Source organism: Paenibacillus senegalimassiliensis, assembly GCF_001486585.1.
Lineage (GTDB): Bacteria > Bacillota > Bacilli > Paenibacillales > Paenibacillaceae > Fontibacillus > Fontibacillus senegalimassiliensis.
On record NZ_LN909046.1, the window covers coordinates 589,140 to 602,373 of the forward strand.

Sequence of the window (13,234 nt, forward strand, 5' to 3'; positions counted from 1 at the left end):
GGATTGTGTTATGATAATGACGTCTACTTTGGGTAGAATACCTGCATAGAATCGAGTTGAAATTCATGAGCGTAATTGCAAGGAACACGGTCGACATGGCCGAAGTGTTGACATACGCCTATGAATTAGGCGATATGATAAATCAATCTACAGCCGTTTCCGAATACTTGTATTGGAAGCAGCGCGTGGATGAAAGTGCGGATGTCCAGGTTTTAATCAAGAAGCTGGAGGCGCAGAAGGAACTGTTCCGTGAGACAGAGCGTTTCGGCCATTTTCATCCGAACTACCATGAAGCGAAGGATCGGGTTGCTGAAGTGGAGCGTGAACTGGAGCAGATCGAGGCGGTTCGCTATTTTAAAGCTGCTGAGAGTGAACTGGACGACATTCTGCATCAGATGTCTGAAATGATTGCCTTTGCTGTCTCTGATTCCATTAAGGTACCTAGCAATGACCCCCATCCTCAAGGTGGTTGCGGGAGCGGTGGCAAGTGCAGTTGTGGTTAAGATGAAGGCGCAGAAGGATGCGTAACAGGGAAGGGGGAAATTCATGTTTCCGGAGCGTACAGGCTTTATTATATGGGTAAGTGACTTGAAGGCGGCAAGAAATTTGGATAAATACGGAAGCGTGCATTACTTATCCCGCCGCATGCATTACGTGGTGATGTATGTAAACGCCGAACGGGCGGAGGATATCATGCGTAATGTTCGGAAGCTATCCTATGTTCGCAAGATCGAGCGCTCTTATCGAGGGGAGATCAAGACGGAGTATAGCAAGAATGTTCCCGACAAGACACAATACTATGGTATATAAGTAGGGAACGGAAGTGGCAAGGGAAGAACGCCTCGGCAACTATAATAAGTTGCCGAGGCGTTCTTTTGTCTTATTTTGGTAGGACCAAGGACATACAAATATGGATTTTTATAGATCAATGGACTCTTTGAGTTGAAAAATGGTAGCGCTTATCTTGTAGATAGTTGGAGAATGTTGTAATATAATAGGTAAAAGTGCTTAGTTAAAAAGACCTATTAATGTGAGGTGTGGCATGAGAGATCGGGCGACAGAACGTTGGGGGACTTACGAAGCTTTTCATATTGTGCTGGGAGACAAGAGAGTTGCCGACATCGTAGTGACCAACCATGCCAAGCTCAGATATCATGACAGAATTGACCGGGAACAAATTGGTTTTGAGCAAATTGCCAGTTGGGCCTGGGATTGCTTGAAGCAAGGACGGATGACCCCGTATTATCGCAAAGAGGAAGATGTTTATCTGATTGATGATGATTTGGTAATGGTCGCGGAATTTGCGGAAATTCCTGGTGAATTTGATCTTACCGGTCGCCCGTTGCACCGGATGATCATTGTGACCTTTCTCGGGAGGATGTCCGAGACTATAGAACTGCGAGATCTGAAATCCTACTATTCCTGGCTGCGGCATTCCCGCCGTATGACACTGATGAAGAACAGTCGTAAACGTAGATAAGACGTAGATAAGATCATTAAGATGATAGGTTAGCAGAACGGACCGCTAGAAGGGTTTACTCAAGCATGCATACAAGGCATGCTTTTTTTGTTGCGGCGGGCGTGCTATGGTTAGAGAAGAGAGGGGGCCGTGGGATGGCGCTAAACTACCATCAGCTTCATATTTTTTATAACGTGGCCCAGCGGGGGAGCTTCTCGGCGGCAGCTCAAGCACTTCATATGACCCAGCCTGCGGTAACGATGCAAATCCAGTCATTAGAGGATTATTTCGGCGTTAAGCTTCTGGTGAGGTCAACCAAGAAGATTGATCTCACCGAAGCGGGACAAGCCTTGCTCCCGTTTGCAGAACAAAGCGTAGAGCTTATCCGGGAGACAGAGCAGGCGATGTCCAGATATACTTCCATGCTACAGGGACGGTTGCAACTCGGATCCAGCCTAACGATTGGTGAATATGTGCTGCCTCGTCTGCTTGCGCCATTTGGTCAACGATATCCACATATTTCGATTATGATGAAAGTAACCAATACGACGCAAATTATTGAAGAGATCGTTAACCATCAGCTTAATTTTGGACTGGTTGAAGCCCCGGTACAACATCCGGATATGGTATCAGAACCCGTGATGGAGGATGAGCTAAAGCTTATCGTTCCCTCGGGCCATCCACTCGCTGATCAATCCTCCGTTACCCTGGAAGAGGTCGTCACTTATCCTTTTGTGCTGCGAGAGAAGGGATCGGGCACCCGTCAGGTGATGGAAGACGAATTAAGACGGCAGGGCTTTCACATGGAACAGATTCAGACGGTGATGGAACTTGGAAGCACAGGCGCCGTGAAGTCTGCCGTGGAGGCGGGTATCGGTATTACCATTATTTCGCCCTCATCCGTCAAGCATGAAGAGGCGCTGGGCTTGATCAAGACACTGAATATTCAAGATGTATCTTTCAAACGCATGTTTTATTCCATTCATCTCAAGTCGACGCTACTACCCGTAACAGCGGTCACGTTTCTGACCTTTTTACGGGAATACTCCAAGCGAGGGAATCCATCATGACTAATCAAGCAGAACGGTATGATCTGCATACACATACACAAGCCTCCGACGGGATGAACAGTCCAAGGGCTAACGTGGAATTGGCTAAGAATATGGGTCTAACGGGTCTGGCAATTACAGACCATGATACGATGGCAGGGGTAGCTGAAGCCAGACTGGCCGGGAAGGAACTGGGAATAGACGTCGTTCCAGGCATCGAGATTAGCACCCGTGCCAAAGACAAGGATATTCATATTCTGGGTTATTTTATGGATACAGAGAATAAGCAATTAGAGGACAGGCTGCAGCGGTTGCGATCGGTGCGCGATGAACGGAATGAGCTTATTATCGGGAAATTGCAGCAATTAGGGATAGCGATTACGCTTCAGGAGGTTAAGGAGGGGCTCGGCAGGACGTTACGCCCGGATGAAAGTCTGGGTCGACCGCATATTGCTGATTGTCTGGTTCGCAAAGGCCACGCAACCGACCTGCGTGATGCTTTTGATCAGTATTTGGCCGAGGGTAAATCCGGTTATGCTTCCCTACCGCTAATCTCTCCCGAGGAAGCTATTCACTGGATTCGTGAAGCCGGAGGTGCAGCGGTTATTGCTCATCCTGGCTTGTATGGTGATGACGAATTAGTGAAGGATATATTGGAGCAAGGACGGCCTGCCGGCATTGAGGTGTACCATTCCGATCATGGCCCGGAGGAAGAACGGCGTTATCTGGAACTGGCAGCCCAATATGAGTTGATCGCAACAGGAGGCTCTGATTACCACGGTGTGCGCCAAGGAGTTGTGTTCCATGGAGATTTGGGCAGCCATGTTGCACCGCCTGCAGCGGTAGAGCAGCTTCGGCAAGCAGCCGCGAATGTACGGGGCCAAGAGGGATAAGAGTGATAATAATCAAGCACGGGCAACAGAAAGAACCGGAGCAGCGACCTGAACTCAGTCGGGGATGCTCCGGTTCTTGTTGTTCTATAAACGAGGGGGATTCAACCATTCTTGACCGTATTAGGCAGCCCCTTGATCAACTGCTCATCCGGGGTTACGAACAAGGTGCGCTGATGATCGTAGATGACGAAGCCGGGCTTGGCTCCGCTCGGCTTGCGGACATGCCGGATCAAGGTGCAGTCGACAGGCACGCTGCTGGATTGCTTGGCCTGGCTGAAGTAGGCGGCTAGCTGTGCGGCTTCGTTCAAGGTTGCGTCACCGAAGGAGTCGCTGCGAATCACTACATGCGATCCGGGAATGTCCTTGGTATGCAGCCAGGTATCATTTGGCTTGCCAAGCCGGTTGGTGACATACTCATTTTGCAGATTGTTCTTGCCCACGTAGATCTCGATGCCCTCCGAGGAGGTGTAGAGATGCAGGGTTGGCTTATCACTTTTTTTCTTCTTCTTGCCTTTCTTGCCCCGATCCCGCAAATATCCTTGTTGGGTCAGTTCCTCACGAATTTCATCAATATCGCTTAAGCTGGCATCGTGCAATTGCTGTAACAGTCCTTCCAAATAGGTGACTTCGGCATGGGCCAGTATTTTCTGCTCGTCGATGACAGCCAGACTGTTCTTGAATTTATTGTATCTCTTGAAATAACGTTGGGCGTTCTCCGAAGGGGTTAGCAACGGGTCAAGCGGGATGGTCTCTGTGCGCTGTTCTTCATCATAATAATTGACCAGCTCCACGGAAGCGTCGCCTTTGTGAATGGTATGGAGAGAGGACAACAGCAATTCTCCCCAAATTCGATAGCGTTCAGCATCCTCGGCCTCATTCAAGTCTTGCTCCAGATTAGCTAGCTTCTTGATATTTTTGCTCTTTTCATTTTGCAAGAAACGTAGCAGGTCGCCGGTCTTCTGTTTGACCGTATCTCGGAGCGCCTTATCCCCGTAGTAGTCCTCCATGCAAGTGCTAATGGAAGGATAGGTTTGAACTTCACCATGAATTGAGGTTAGCTCGATGGCAGAAAATATACTCTTGCCCTTGGCATTCTCTCCACTCATGGGCTGGTACTGATGCTGACGAATACTGTCCATCAGTCCAGAGAAGGCTTCCCAGAGCCGCTTCGCTTCAATCTCACCCAGACCAAGTTGTATGACGTTATTTCCTAGCTCGGCTCGTGCATAGATCTCCCCCGCAATCAACGGGCTCAGGCCTTCATAGGCTTCGACTAGCCAGCCGCTCCCCTTGTCTGCTTCCTCCGCTTTGCGCAAAGCCGATGTAAAGGAGGCCAGGTCTGCTGTTAGAGGGTCCAGCTTGTGCTGCTCCGGTGGTTTGCTATAAGCAAAGCCAGGCATAACGACACGGAAGCTAGATATGGCCGGGGTTACATGATGGATGCCGTCAAGCTGTGTTCCGGTTGCCGGGTCGACGAGGATAATGTTGCTATGGCGTCCCATCAGCTCCACAATGATTCTTCGAGTCGACATATCCCCAAGCTCGTCGCGTGTGCGAATGTCGATATGAATAATCCGCTCCATGCCTACTTGAGTGATGGACTCGATTGTTCCATTTTCACAATGCTTGCGCATAAGCATGCAGAACATCGGTGCTTCCATGGGGTTCGGAAATGAAGCTTCAGTCAGATGAATACGTGGATAAGTCGGGTTAGCCGATAGCAGCAGCTTCTTGGTTCCAGCCTGGGTACGCAGATGGAAGATAAGATCGCTGCTTGCGGGCTGGTGTATTTTATGAATGCGGCCGCCAATGCAAAGTTGCAGTTCATGGACGATCGCTCTTGTTACGATACCGTCAAGTGCCATTGTGTAATCTCCTGTTCCTTCTAAATATATGGATGTGAGGCTAATCATAACGAATGAAGCCGCTCGCGTCAAAGTATCCGCTCCTTCCATGATGCCATACTTGCGGTAAAAACTTAAGAGGAGCGCTGTGATAATTTGGGACTGGCCAGAATACATTTACCCTAGGTGGAAAAGCCTTCACGATGGCGACGCGTGGATAAGCCTACTTGTCGTATCTACAAAAACGGAAGGGGAAGAGGGAGGATGGAACAAAAGAACTGGCACCAGTGGAGCAGCGACGCGCTTATGGAGCACTTCAGCGTTGCCCTTGGACAGGGTCTGACCGATGAAGAAGCGGGGCGAAGACGCGAGGAATCCGGCTGGAACGAATTGCAGGAAGGGGAACGTATCTCCCCGATCCTGTTGTTTCTGAATCAGTTTAAGGATTTTATGATGCTGGTATTAATGGGCGCTACGCTCATTTCCGGCATTCTTGGGGAATATCTGGATGCCATCACGATCATTGCGATCATTCTTCTGAACGGGGTGCTTGGATTTATTCAGGAATTTCGCGCGGAGCGATCTTTACGTGCACTTAAGGAACTTTCCGCACCACATGCTAATGTATTACGTCAAGGTGTCTCCAAAAATATTCTGGCTAAAGAGCTGGTTCCCGGGGACATTGTCCTTCTGGAGAGTGGGGACCGAATTCCGGCAGACATCCGCTGGCTATCGACCAATAGCCTGGATGTAGAGGAATCTGCATTAACCGGTGAATCCCATCCGGTAGGCAAGCATGCAGGAGTGATTATGGCAACCGATGTTCCGCTGGGGGACCAGAAGAACTTGGGCTTCATGGGGACGATGATTACGCGAGGCACGGGCCGAGGGTTGGTCATACGCACGGGGATGGATACCGAGATGGGCAAAATCGCCGATCTCATTCAGAATACGGAGGTTCAGGAGACTCCGTTACAGCGGCGGCTGGAACAACTGGGCAAAATTCTGATCTACACGGCACTTGCACTTACAGTGATTGTGGTCGTCTTGGGAATCATCCAAGGGCAGCCGGCCAGTGCGATGTTCTTCGCGGGTGTAAGCCTGGCGGTGGCTGCTATTCCGGAAGGCCTGCCTGCTATAGTAACAATTGCATTAGCCCTCGGCGTGCAGCGCATGATCAAACGCAAGGCGATCGTCCGCAAGCTGCCGTCGGTGGAGACGCTAGGTTGTGCTTCAATTATTTGCTCGGATAAGACCGGGACATTAACGCAAAACAAAATGACCGTGACAAAGCTCTGGCTGGAAGGTCGGATGCTGGAGGTGACAGGTGAAGGATATGAGCCTGTCGGCAATATTTTGCATCAGAAAGCCCCTGTGGACTTGCGCAAGGAGCAGGGGCTACGTCGTCTGCTGCAAGTGAGCGCTCTTTGCGGGAACGCGGCGATCTATGAAGAGGATTCGGACATGCGGGGACGGCGCAAAGCGAAGGAAGAGCCGCTCACTTCCCCTGCCTGGAAGCTTAAGGGAGATCCAACAGAAGGGGCTCTAGTGACACTGGCCTCCAAGATGGGACTATCCCCCTCCTCCTTGAATGGCATCTACGTGCGGGAGCAGGAGTTCCCGTTCGATTCGCGGCGTAAACGGATGTCTGTCATCGTGTCCCATCAAGGGGGAAAGATGGCACTCGTTAAGGGAGCTCCCGATATGTTGTTAGAGCGTTGCTCTTACATTTCATGGGAAGGTAAAATTGTACCTCTCACGGGTACGCTAAGACAGAAAGTGCAGGCCGCTAACGAGAAGATGGCTCGCGGTGCGCTACGGGTGCTAGGTATGGCTTACCGTGATTTGAAGCCGCACGAAGAAGGAGTTCACGAGAACGCAGTAGAGTCACAACTGATATTTGTTGGATTAGCCGGCATGATTGATCCTCCCCGCCGTGAAGCACGTGAAGCCATCGCTGTTTGTCGCCGCGCGGGTATTCGGACGGTGATGATTACCGGGGATCACGGACTGACCGCAGAGGCGATCGCTGCCGATCTTGGCATTTTGCCACGCGGCGGGACGTCAATGTCGGGACAACAATTGGAGATCCTGGATGATGAGGAATTAGAGAAGCAAGTGGAGAATACTTATGTCTACTCACGGGTCTCTCCCGAGCATAAATTGCGGATTGTCAAGGCACTGCAGCGGAACGGGCATGTCGTCGCGATGACCGGGGATGGCGTGAACGACGCTCCGGCTATCAAAGCCGCCGATATTGGTATCGCTATGGGCATGACGGGGACCGATGTCTCCAAGGAGGCTTCCTCCTTGATTTTGAGCGATGATAACTTTACGTCTATTGTGGCGGCCATTGAAGAAGGTCGCAACATTTACGAGAATATTCGCAAGTTTATCCGTTATTTGCTGGCCTCCAATGTAGGGGAGATCTTGACGATGTTCTTCGCCATGTTGGCCGGCTTGCCCTTACCCCTGCTGCCGATTCAAATTCTCTGGGTTAACCTGGTAACCGATGGTCTGCCTGCGATGGCGCTCGGCGTTGATCAACCTGAGAAAGATTTGATGGAGCATAAGCCGCGGGGAGCCAGAGAGAATATATTTGCCCGTCGCTTGGGATGGAAGATTATCAGCCGCGGCGTCTTGATTGGTCTATGTACGCTGGGAGCCTTCTGGTTTACGCTGCAAGTGGCTCCAAATGATGCAAATCAGTTGATCAAGGCCCAGTCCGTAGCCTTCGCAACTTTGGTTATAGCTCAGCTTATCCATGTATTTGACTGCCGTAGCTCAAGATCGATCTTTCACCGCAATATTTTGCAAAATAAATATTTGGTGGGGGCTGTTCTCTCCTCGGTTGCCCTGCTGCTAGCGGTCATTTATGTGGAGCCGCTCCAGCCAATCTTCAAAACGGTACCCCTAGGTACACGGGAATGGGCGCTGACGCTGGTAGCTGCAGGCATCCCTACCTTCCTGATGGGGGCAGGCAGCGTGTGGTCTGGCAAGCGGCGTGGTTCTAAGGGATCACGTCCGTTGATCACCGCGAAAAGTACAAATATTCGTGCATAAAATCAATACCCTTTCACTCCTGCAAAATATAGACTTACCCCATAGGCAAGCTTTGCTGAGGGGGATGCTCTCCCTTGATATATACTGACGATGCAGGAGTGGATTAAGATGAAATTTACTAAGATGCATGGATTAGGTAATGACTTTCTCGTATTTGAAGGGCATCAAGAACTGCCGGAGAACGTATCCGAGCTAGCGATAACCTGGTGTGACCGTTATTTTGGGGTAGGCGGAGATGGACTGGTGTTCATTCTCCCTTCGGAGCGAGCAGATTTCAAGATGCGAATCATCAATTCGGATGGTACGGAAGCCGAACAGTGTGGCAATGCTATACGCTGCGTGTCCAAGTACGTGTATGACCGTGGCTTGATCGACAGAGAGAGCGTGACGATTGAGACGCTGGGAGCGGGGGTTCAACAGGTAACCTTGCAGGTGGAGGACGGTATTGTCAAGACAGTGAGGGTTGATATGGGGGAACCTGTCCTGGATGGATTAGCCGTGCCGACCACGATCGAAGGCAATCCTGTACTCGGTCAGCAAATTGTCGTGGAAGATGAGGAATTTGAGTTCACAGCGGTCTCCATGGGCAATCCACACTGCGTGATCAACGTTGAGGATGCCCCAAGCTTCCCACTTACGACTTGGGGACCGAAGCTGGAGGTGCATCCCTATTTTCCGCGGAAAATCAATGTGGAATTCGCTACAGTCTCCAGCCGGTCTCGTATAGAGATGCGGGTATGGGAGCGGGGGGCCGGCCCTACACTTGCTTGCGGTACGGGCGCTTGTGCTACGCTCGTCTCCTCAGTGCTGAATGGGCTGACAGACCGGGCTGCCTGGGTGGGCCTCAAGGGCGGAGACCTGTTCATCGAATGGGATGAACGCGATAATCATGTCTACATGACCGGGCCAGCAGCGGCGGTATATGAAGGAGAAGTTCATATCTGATAGCAGGTTAATCATTTGGGCAGAGTCGGGTGTTCCGTTACGGGGACATCCGGCTCTTTGTTGTTGCCAGATTATTATCAGAACAGATATCTTATCAATCTGATGGATTTATGATACATTAGTACGATAATCTACTAGCGAAATGACTTGCTGCGGGTGATTGACGGGCAGTAAGGGACATTAGAGGCAGGCGGGAGGGTATCTTTGATGAAGCAGGATTTGCGCACGGCTTGGAAGCAGGAAGTCATTGTTGGTGACGGGGCGATGGGAACTTATTTATACCATTTGGGATTTCCGGTCGGCATTTCCTATGAAGAATTTAATTTATTGCGTCCGGATGTAATTGGTGATGTGCATCGCCGTTATATAGAAGCAGGAGCGAAGCTACTGGAGACCAATACATTCTCGGCCAATTATTATAAATTATCCAAATTTGGGCTGGAGTCCAAGATGGAGGAGATCAACCGCGCTGCAGTCCGTATTGCCAAGCAGGCGGCGGGAGAAGACGCTTATGTGGCCGGTGCCGTCGGTTCTATTCGTGGCGGCAAGCGGGTGAATGTCAGCTCGCGTGAACTTGAGGACTATTTCGAACGGCAGATTGCCGCGCTACTTACGGAAGGTGTGGACGCGCTACTATTCGAGACTTTCTACGATTTGCGGGAGTTGCGAATTGCACTGGCACAGGCCCGCAAGCTTAGTGATATTCCAACCATCTGCCAATTTGCTGTGGACCAGGTTGGCCGGACACTAGATGGCTTCACTATGCCTGAATCCTTCAGCGCTTTGCTGCAAGAGGGAGCGGATATGCTGGGCTTCAACTGCCATTCCGGACCTAAGGGCATTATGGGCGTAATGGAGGATTTGCACGGTCCACTTGATGTGCCGATGTCTGTTTTTCCAAACGCAGGTTTGGCGGATTATGTGGATGGGGAGTATGTATATGGAGCCACTCCTGAATATTTTGGCGAATGTGCTGGGTCGTTCGTTGACCTGGGAGCCAGATTAATTGGTGGCTGCTGCGGCACCACGCCGGAGCATATTGCTGCCACTGTTCGGGCCCTTGCGCATGTGGATGTGCCGCCGCTGGCTCATGAACGAATGCTGCCGGAACCGCGCGGTTCTGTAAGTATTTCGCTTCGGGCTCCGGAAGTCCGGGAAAGGGACAAGGGAGAAGGAACTGGTGGTCATACGGCTCCGCCTAGCCTGACGGAGCTCGTGAAGGAGCGACATACGGTTATTGTTGAATTGGACCCGCCGCGGGATCTCGATATCCGCAAGTTCATGGAAGGTGCGGCGGCCTTGAAGCAGGCCGGAGTAGACGCATTGACACTGGCAGATAACTCCCTGGCCGTCACGCGTATGAGTAATATGGCGCTAGGTCATCTTGTGCAGTCGGAGCTTGGCTTGCGTCCGCTGATTCACATTGCTTGTCGGGATCGCAATCTGATCGGGACTCAGTCTCATATGATGGGCTTCGATGCGCTTGGCATCGATCATGTCCTGGCCGTCACTGGTGACCCTGCCAGATTTGGCGATTTGCCCGGAGCAAGTTCTGTTTATGATTTGACTTCATTTGAGATTATCCGGATGATCAAGCAGTTGAATACCGGGGTATCCTTCTCCGGTAAGCCGTTGAAGCAGAAGGCGAAGTTTGTGGTTGGCGCGGCATTTAATCCGAATGTTAAACATCTGAATAAGGCGGTTGAGCGGTTGGAGAAGAAAATTGCTTCTGGAGCGGACTACATTATGACCCAGCCGGTTTACGATCCGGAACTGATCGTAGCGATCAAGCAGGCAACAGCCCATCTGGAGATACCAATCTTTATAGGCATTATGCCGCTGGCGAGTGGCAAGAACGCGGAATATTTGCATAATGAAGTGCCGGGAATCCAGCTCTCCGAAGAGGTTCGGGCCAGAATGGACGGGTTACAGGGCGAGGCAGGTCGGGCGATGGGGGTAGAAATTGCCAAAGAGTTGCTGGATACGGCGATGGAGCATTTTAATGGAATTTATTTAATGACGCCATTCATGTTCTATGAAATGAATGTGGCTCTGACAAATTATGTTGGAGAGAAGGCGAAACGAAGCTCGTCCCACTTGTCTCGCTTCACATAATCAATTACAATAGGATAACGGATGTGATGCTTGTGTCGCACAGTATGACAGGCTACGGCGGAGCCACCAGATCTTATGGCGGTTATGCCGTGCAATTTGAGATAAAATCTGTCAACCATCGGTATGCCGAAGTTGTTCTGCGGCTGCCGCGCGAGTGGACGTGCTATGAGGATTCATTGCGTCGTTTGGTGCAGACTCGCATCAAGCGAGGGCGTATTGATGTCTTCATTAGCAAAGAACATGAAGAATCGAGTGCACTGCCGCTTGTACTAAACCGCACAGTGGCAGAAGCTTACCTGCGGGCTGCCGAGGAACTTAGCGAACTTTACGGCATTGACGCTGCTGTATCCGTCAAGGACTTGTTGTCTCTTCCTGACGTACTCACGGCTCCTGAGCCGCCTTCTTCTGAAGAAGATGCGGATACGGAGTGGGAGCGGGTATTGTCGGAAGGTCTGGAGGAAGCCGTAAGCGGATTGCTTGGGATGCGAGAGCGCGAAGGACGGCATCTGGTTGCTGATCTGGAGCAGCGTTTGCAGCGGCTTGAAGCGATTCAAGCTGAACTGGTTCGGCTAGCTCCCGAGGTCGTGAACGAGTACAGAAGCCGGCTGAGGAGCAGACTTGCGGAACTTGTGGAGGGTAGCTTTGACGAGCAGCGCTTTGCTATGGAGGTTGCCGTATTTGCTGATCGTTCCAATATTGATGAGGAATTGATTCGATTGCGGAGCCATCTGGAGCAATGCCATAGTCTGCTGCAATCTGTTGAACCGGTAGGGCGCAAGCTGGATTTTCTCATACAGGAAATGAACCGGGAGACCAATACCATTGGATCTAAAGCCAATCATTTGGCTCTAGTCAACCTTGTCGTCGAGATGAAGGCTGAGTTGGAGAAGATTCGCGAGCAAGCGGCGAACCTGGAATAAGGCCCGCACAAGGACGCAAGGTGAGTCAAATCAAATAGGGGGAACTACCTTAATATGGCAATCAAACTTATTAACATTGGCTTCGGAAATATCGTATCGGCCAACCGTATCATTTCAATTGTAAGCCCCGAATCTGCGCCGATCAAACGTATTATTCAAGAGGCGCGTGATCGCCATATGCTGATTGATGCTACATATGGTAGACGGACGCGTGCCGTAATTATTACGGACAGCGACCATGTTATTTTGTCGGCGGTGCAGCCGGAGACAGTAGCTCATCGATTGTCCACCAAAGACGAAGACAACGACGAATAAAATGGAGAGAACAATGGCAAAAGGGTTACTTATTGTATTGTCCGGGCCGTCAGGCGTTGGAAAAGGAACGGTATGCGCCGAGCTACGCAAGCGAATGCCTGAACTGATTTATTCGGTCTCTGCGACCACACGGCAACCTCGTTTGGGTGAAGTGAACGGGGTGAATTATTTTTTCAAGAGCCGTGAGCAGTTCCTGAATATGATCGACAAGGATCAGCTTCTGGAGCATGCTGAGTATGTCGGCAACTTCTACGGAACACCTCGTGATTTTGTAGAAGAGACGATTGCCGGTGGTCAGGACATTATTTTGGAAATTGAGGTTCAGGGCGCGCTGAAGGTCAAGGAGAAATTCCCTGAGGGCGTCTTCGTATTTCTGCTCCCGCCGTCGCTTGACGAGCTGAAGGGACGCATTCAAGGGCGGGGAACGGAGAACCAAGCGACGATTGATCATCGAATGACGGTGGCGGCTCATGAAATCGGGTTGATGGAGAATTATGATTATGCCGTTGTTAATGATGAAATCGACCTGGCCTGCCAAAGAATTCAATCTATCATCGTTGCTGAGCATTGCAAGATAAGAAAGTCGTGTGATAGCTCACCCTCGGCGATGACCAAATGAAGAAGAGGTGTA

General features: G+C 50.7%; 12 protein-coding genes. 11 read left to right on the forward strand and 1 reads right to left on the reverse strand.

What is annotated here, in order from left to right:
- The first annotated feature begins 65 nt into the window (after positions 1-65).
- The 5 genes from BN3279_RS16710 to BN3279_RS16730 all read left to right on the forward strand — a co-directional run bounded on the left by BN3279_RS16710 (position 66) and on the right by BN3279_RS16730 (position 3,401).
- Complete coding sequence (locus tag BN3279_RS16710; RefSeq protein ID WP_059052296.1) at positions 66-503, forward strand: YlbF/YmcA family competence regulator; 438 nt, start codon at positions 66-68, stop codon at positions 501-503.
- A 43-nt stretch (positions 504-546) separates the two neighbouring features.
- Positions 547-810: a YlbG family protein gene (locus BN3279_RS16715; RefSeq protein ID WP_018751591.1), complete on the forward strand. Its 264-nt coding sequence runs from the start codon at positions 547-549 to the stop codon at positions 808-810.
- A 232-nt stretch (positions 811-1,042) separates the two neighbouring features.
- A complete protein-coding gene (locus BN3279_RS16720; RefSeq protein ID WP_059052297.1) occupies positions 1,043-1,480 on the forward strand; it encodes a hypothetical protein in 438 nt (145 codons plus the stop codon).
- A gap of 134 nt (positions 1,481-1,614) precedes the next feature.
- Positions 1,615-2,529, forward strand: coding sequence for a selenium metabolism-associated LysR family transcriptional regulator (locus BN3279_RS16725; protein WP_059052298.1), 915 nt, complete (start codon positions 1,615-1,617; stop codon positions 2,527-2,529).
- Positions 2,526-3,401 (forward strand): PHP domain-containing protein, encoded by an 876-nt coding sequence (locus BN3279_RS16730; protein WP_059052299.1) that lies wholly within the window; start codon positions 2,526-2,528, stop codon positions 3,399-3,401. The genes BN3279_RS16725 and BN3279_RS16730 overlap by 4 nt, the downstream gene beginning before the upstream one ends.
- A 101-nt stretch (positions 3,402-3,502) precedes the next feature.
- Here BN3279_RS16730 and BN3279_RS16735 read toward each other — a convergent pair whose 3' ends face one another.
- A complete protein-coding gene (locus BN3279_RS16735) occupies positions 3,503-5,266 on the reverse strand; it encodes an Rqc2 family fibronectin-binding protein (protein ID WP_059052300.1) in 1,764 nt (587 codons plus the stop codon).
- A gap of 243 nt (positions 5,267-5,509) precedes the next feature.
- Between BN3279_RS16735 and BN3279_RS16740 the strand changes: the two genes are divergently transcribed.
- The 6 genes from BN3279_RS16740 (at position 5,510) to gmk (ending at position 13,222) form a co-directional block, all read left to right on the forward strand.
- The gene (locus tag BN3279_RS16740) at positions 5,510-8,308 is read left to right on the forward strand and encodes a calcium-translocating P-type ATPase, SERCA-type (protein WP_059052301.1); all 2,799 of its coding nucleotides are present in this window, start codon (positions 5,510-5,512) and stop codon (positions 8,306-8,308) included.
- 108 nt (positions 8,309-8,416) lie between these two features.
- Entirely contained in the window at positions 8,417-9,253 is an 837-nt protein-coding gene (gene dapF, locus BN3279_RS16745) for a diaminopimelate epimerase (RefSeq protein WP_059052302.1), read from the forward strand.
- Positions 9,254-9,460: 207 nt separating this feature from the next.
- Positions 9,461-11,368, forward strand: coding sequence for a bifunctional homocysteine S-methyltransferase/methylenetetrahydrofolate reductase (locus BN3279_RS16750; RefSeq protein ID WP_059052303.1), 1,908 nt, complete (start codon positions 9,461-9,463; stop codon positions 11,366-11,368).
- 32 nt (positions 11,369-11,400) lie between these two features.
- The gene (locus BN3279_RS16755) at positions 11,401-12,288 is read left to right on the forward strand and encodes a YicC/YloC family endoribonuclease (RefSeq protein ID WP_059054496.1); all 888 of its coding nucleotides are present in this window, start codon (positions 11,401-11,403) and stop codon (positions 12,286-12,288) included.
- A gap of 54 nt (positions 12,289-12,342) precedes the next feature.
- Positions 12,343-12,603, forward strand: a complete 261-nt coding sequence (gene remA, locus BN3279_RS16760) for an extracellular matrix/biofilm regulator RemA (protein WP_018751582.1) — start codon at positions 12,343-12,345, stop codon at positions 12,601-12,603.
- 13 nt (positions 12,604-12,616) lie between these two features.
- The gene (gmk, locus tag BN3279_RS16765; RefSeq protein WP_059052304.1) at positions 12,617-13,222 is read left to right on the forward strand and encodes a guanylate kinase; all 606 of its coding nucleotides are present in this window, start codon (positions 12,617-12,619) and stop codon (positions 13,220-13,222) included.
- The last annotated feature ends 12 nt before the right edge of the window (positions 13,223-13,234 follow it).

Bases quoted from the DNA above. Each gene is read 5' to 3' on its own strand.
- BN3279_RS16710 (WP_059052296.1), top strand. From the start codon at position 66: ATGAGCGTAATTGCAAGGAACACGGTCGACATGGCCGAAGTGTTGACA.
- BN3279_RS16715 (WP_018751591.1), top strand. From the start codon at position 547: ATGTTTCCGGAGCGTACAGGCTTTATTATATGGGTAAGTGACTTGAAG.
- BN3279_RS16720 (WP_059052297.1), top strand. From the start codon at position 1,043: ATGAGAGATCGGGCGACAGAACGTTGGGGGACTTACGAAGCTTTTCAT.
- BN3279_RS16725 (WP_059052298.1), top strand. From the start codon at position 1,615: ATGGCGCTAAACTACCATCAGCTTCATATTTTTTATAACGTGGCCCAG.
- BN3279_RS16730 (WP_059052299.1), top strand. From the start codon at position 2,526: ATGACTAATCAAGCAGAACGGTATGATCTGCATACACATACACAAGCC.
- BN3279_RS16735 (WP_059052300.1), bottom strand. From the start codon at position 5,266: ATGGCACTTGACGGTATCGTAACAAGAGCGATCGTCCATGAACTGCAA.
- BN3279_RS16740 (WP_059052301.1), top strand. From the start codon at position 5,510: ATGGAACAAAAGAACTGGCACCAGTGGAGCAGCGACGCGCTTATGGAG.
- dapF (WP_059052302.1), top strand. From the start codon at position 8,417: ATGAAATTTACTAAGATGCATGGATTAGGTAATGACTTTCTCGTATTT.
- BN3279_RS16750 (WP_059052303.1), top strand. From the start codon at position 9,461: ATGAAGCAGGATTTGCGCACGGCTTGGAAGCAGGAAGTCATTGTTGGT.
- remA (WP_018751582.1), top strand. From the start codon at position 12,343: ATGGCAATCAAACTTATTAACATTGGCTTCGGAAATATCGTATCGGCC.
- gmk (WP_059052304.1), top strand. From the start codon at position 12,617: ATGGCAAAAGGGTTACTTATTGTATTGTCCGGGCCGTCAGGCGTTGGA.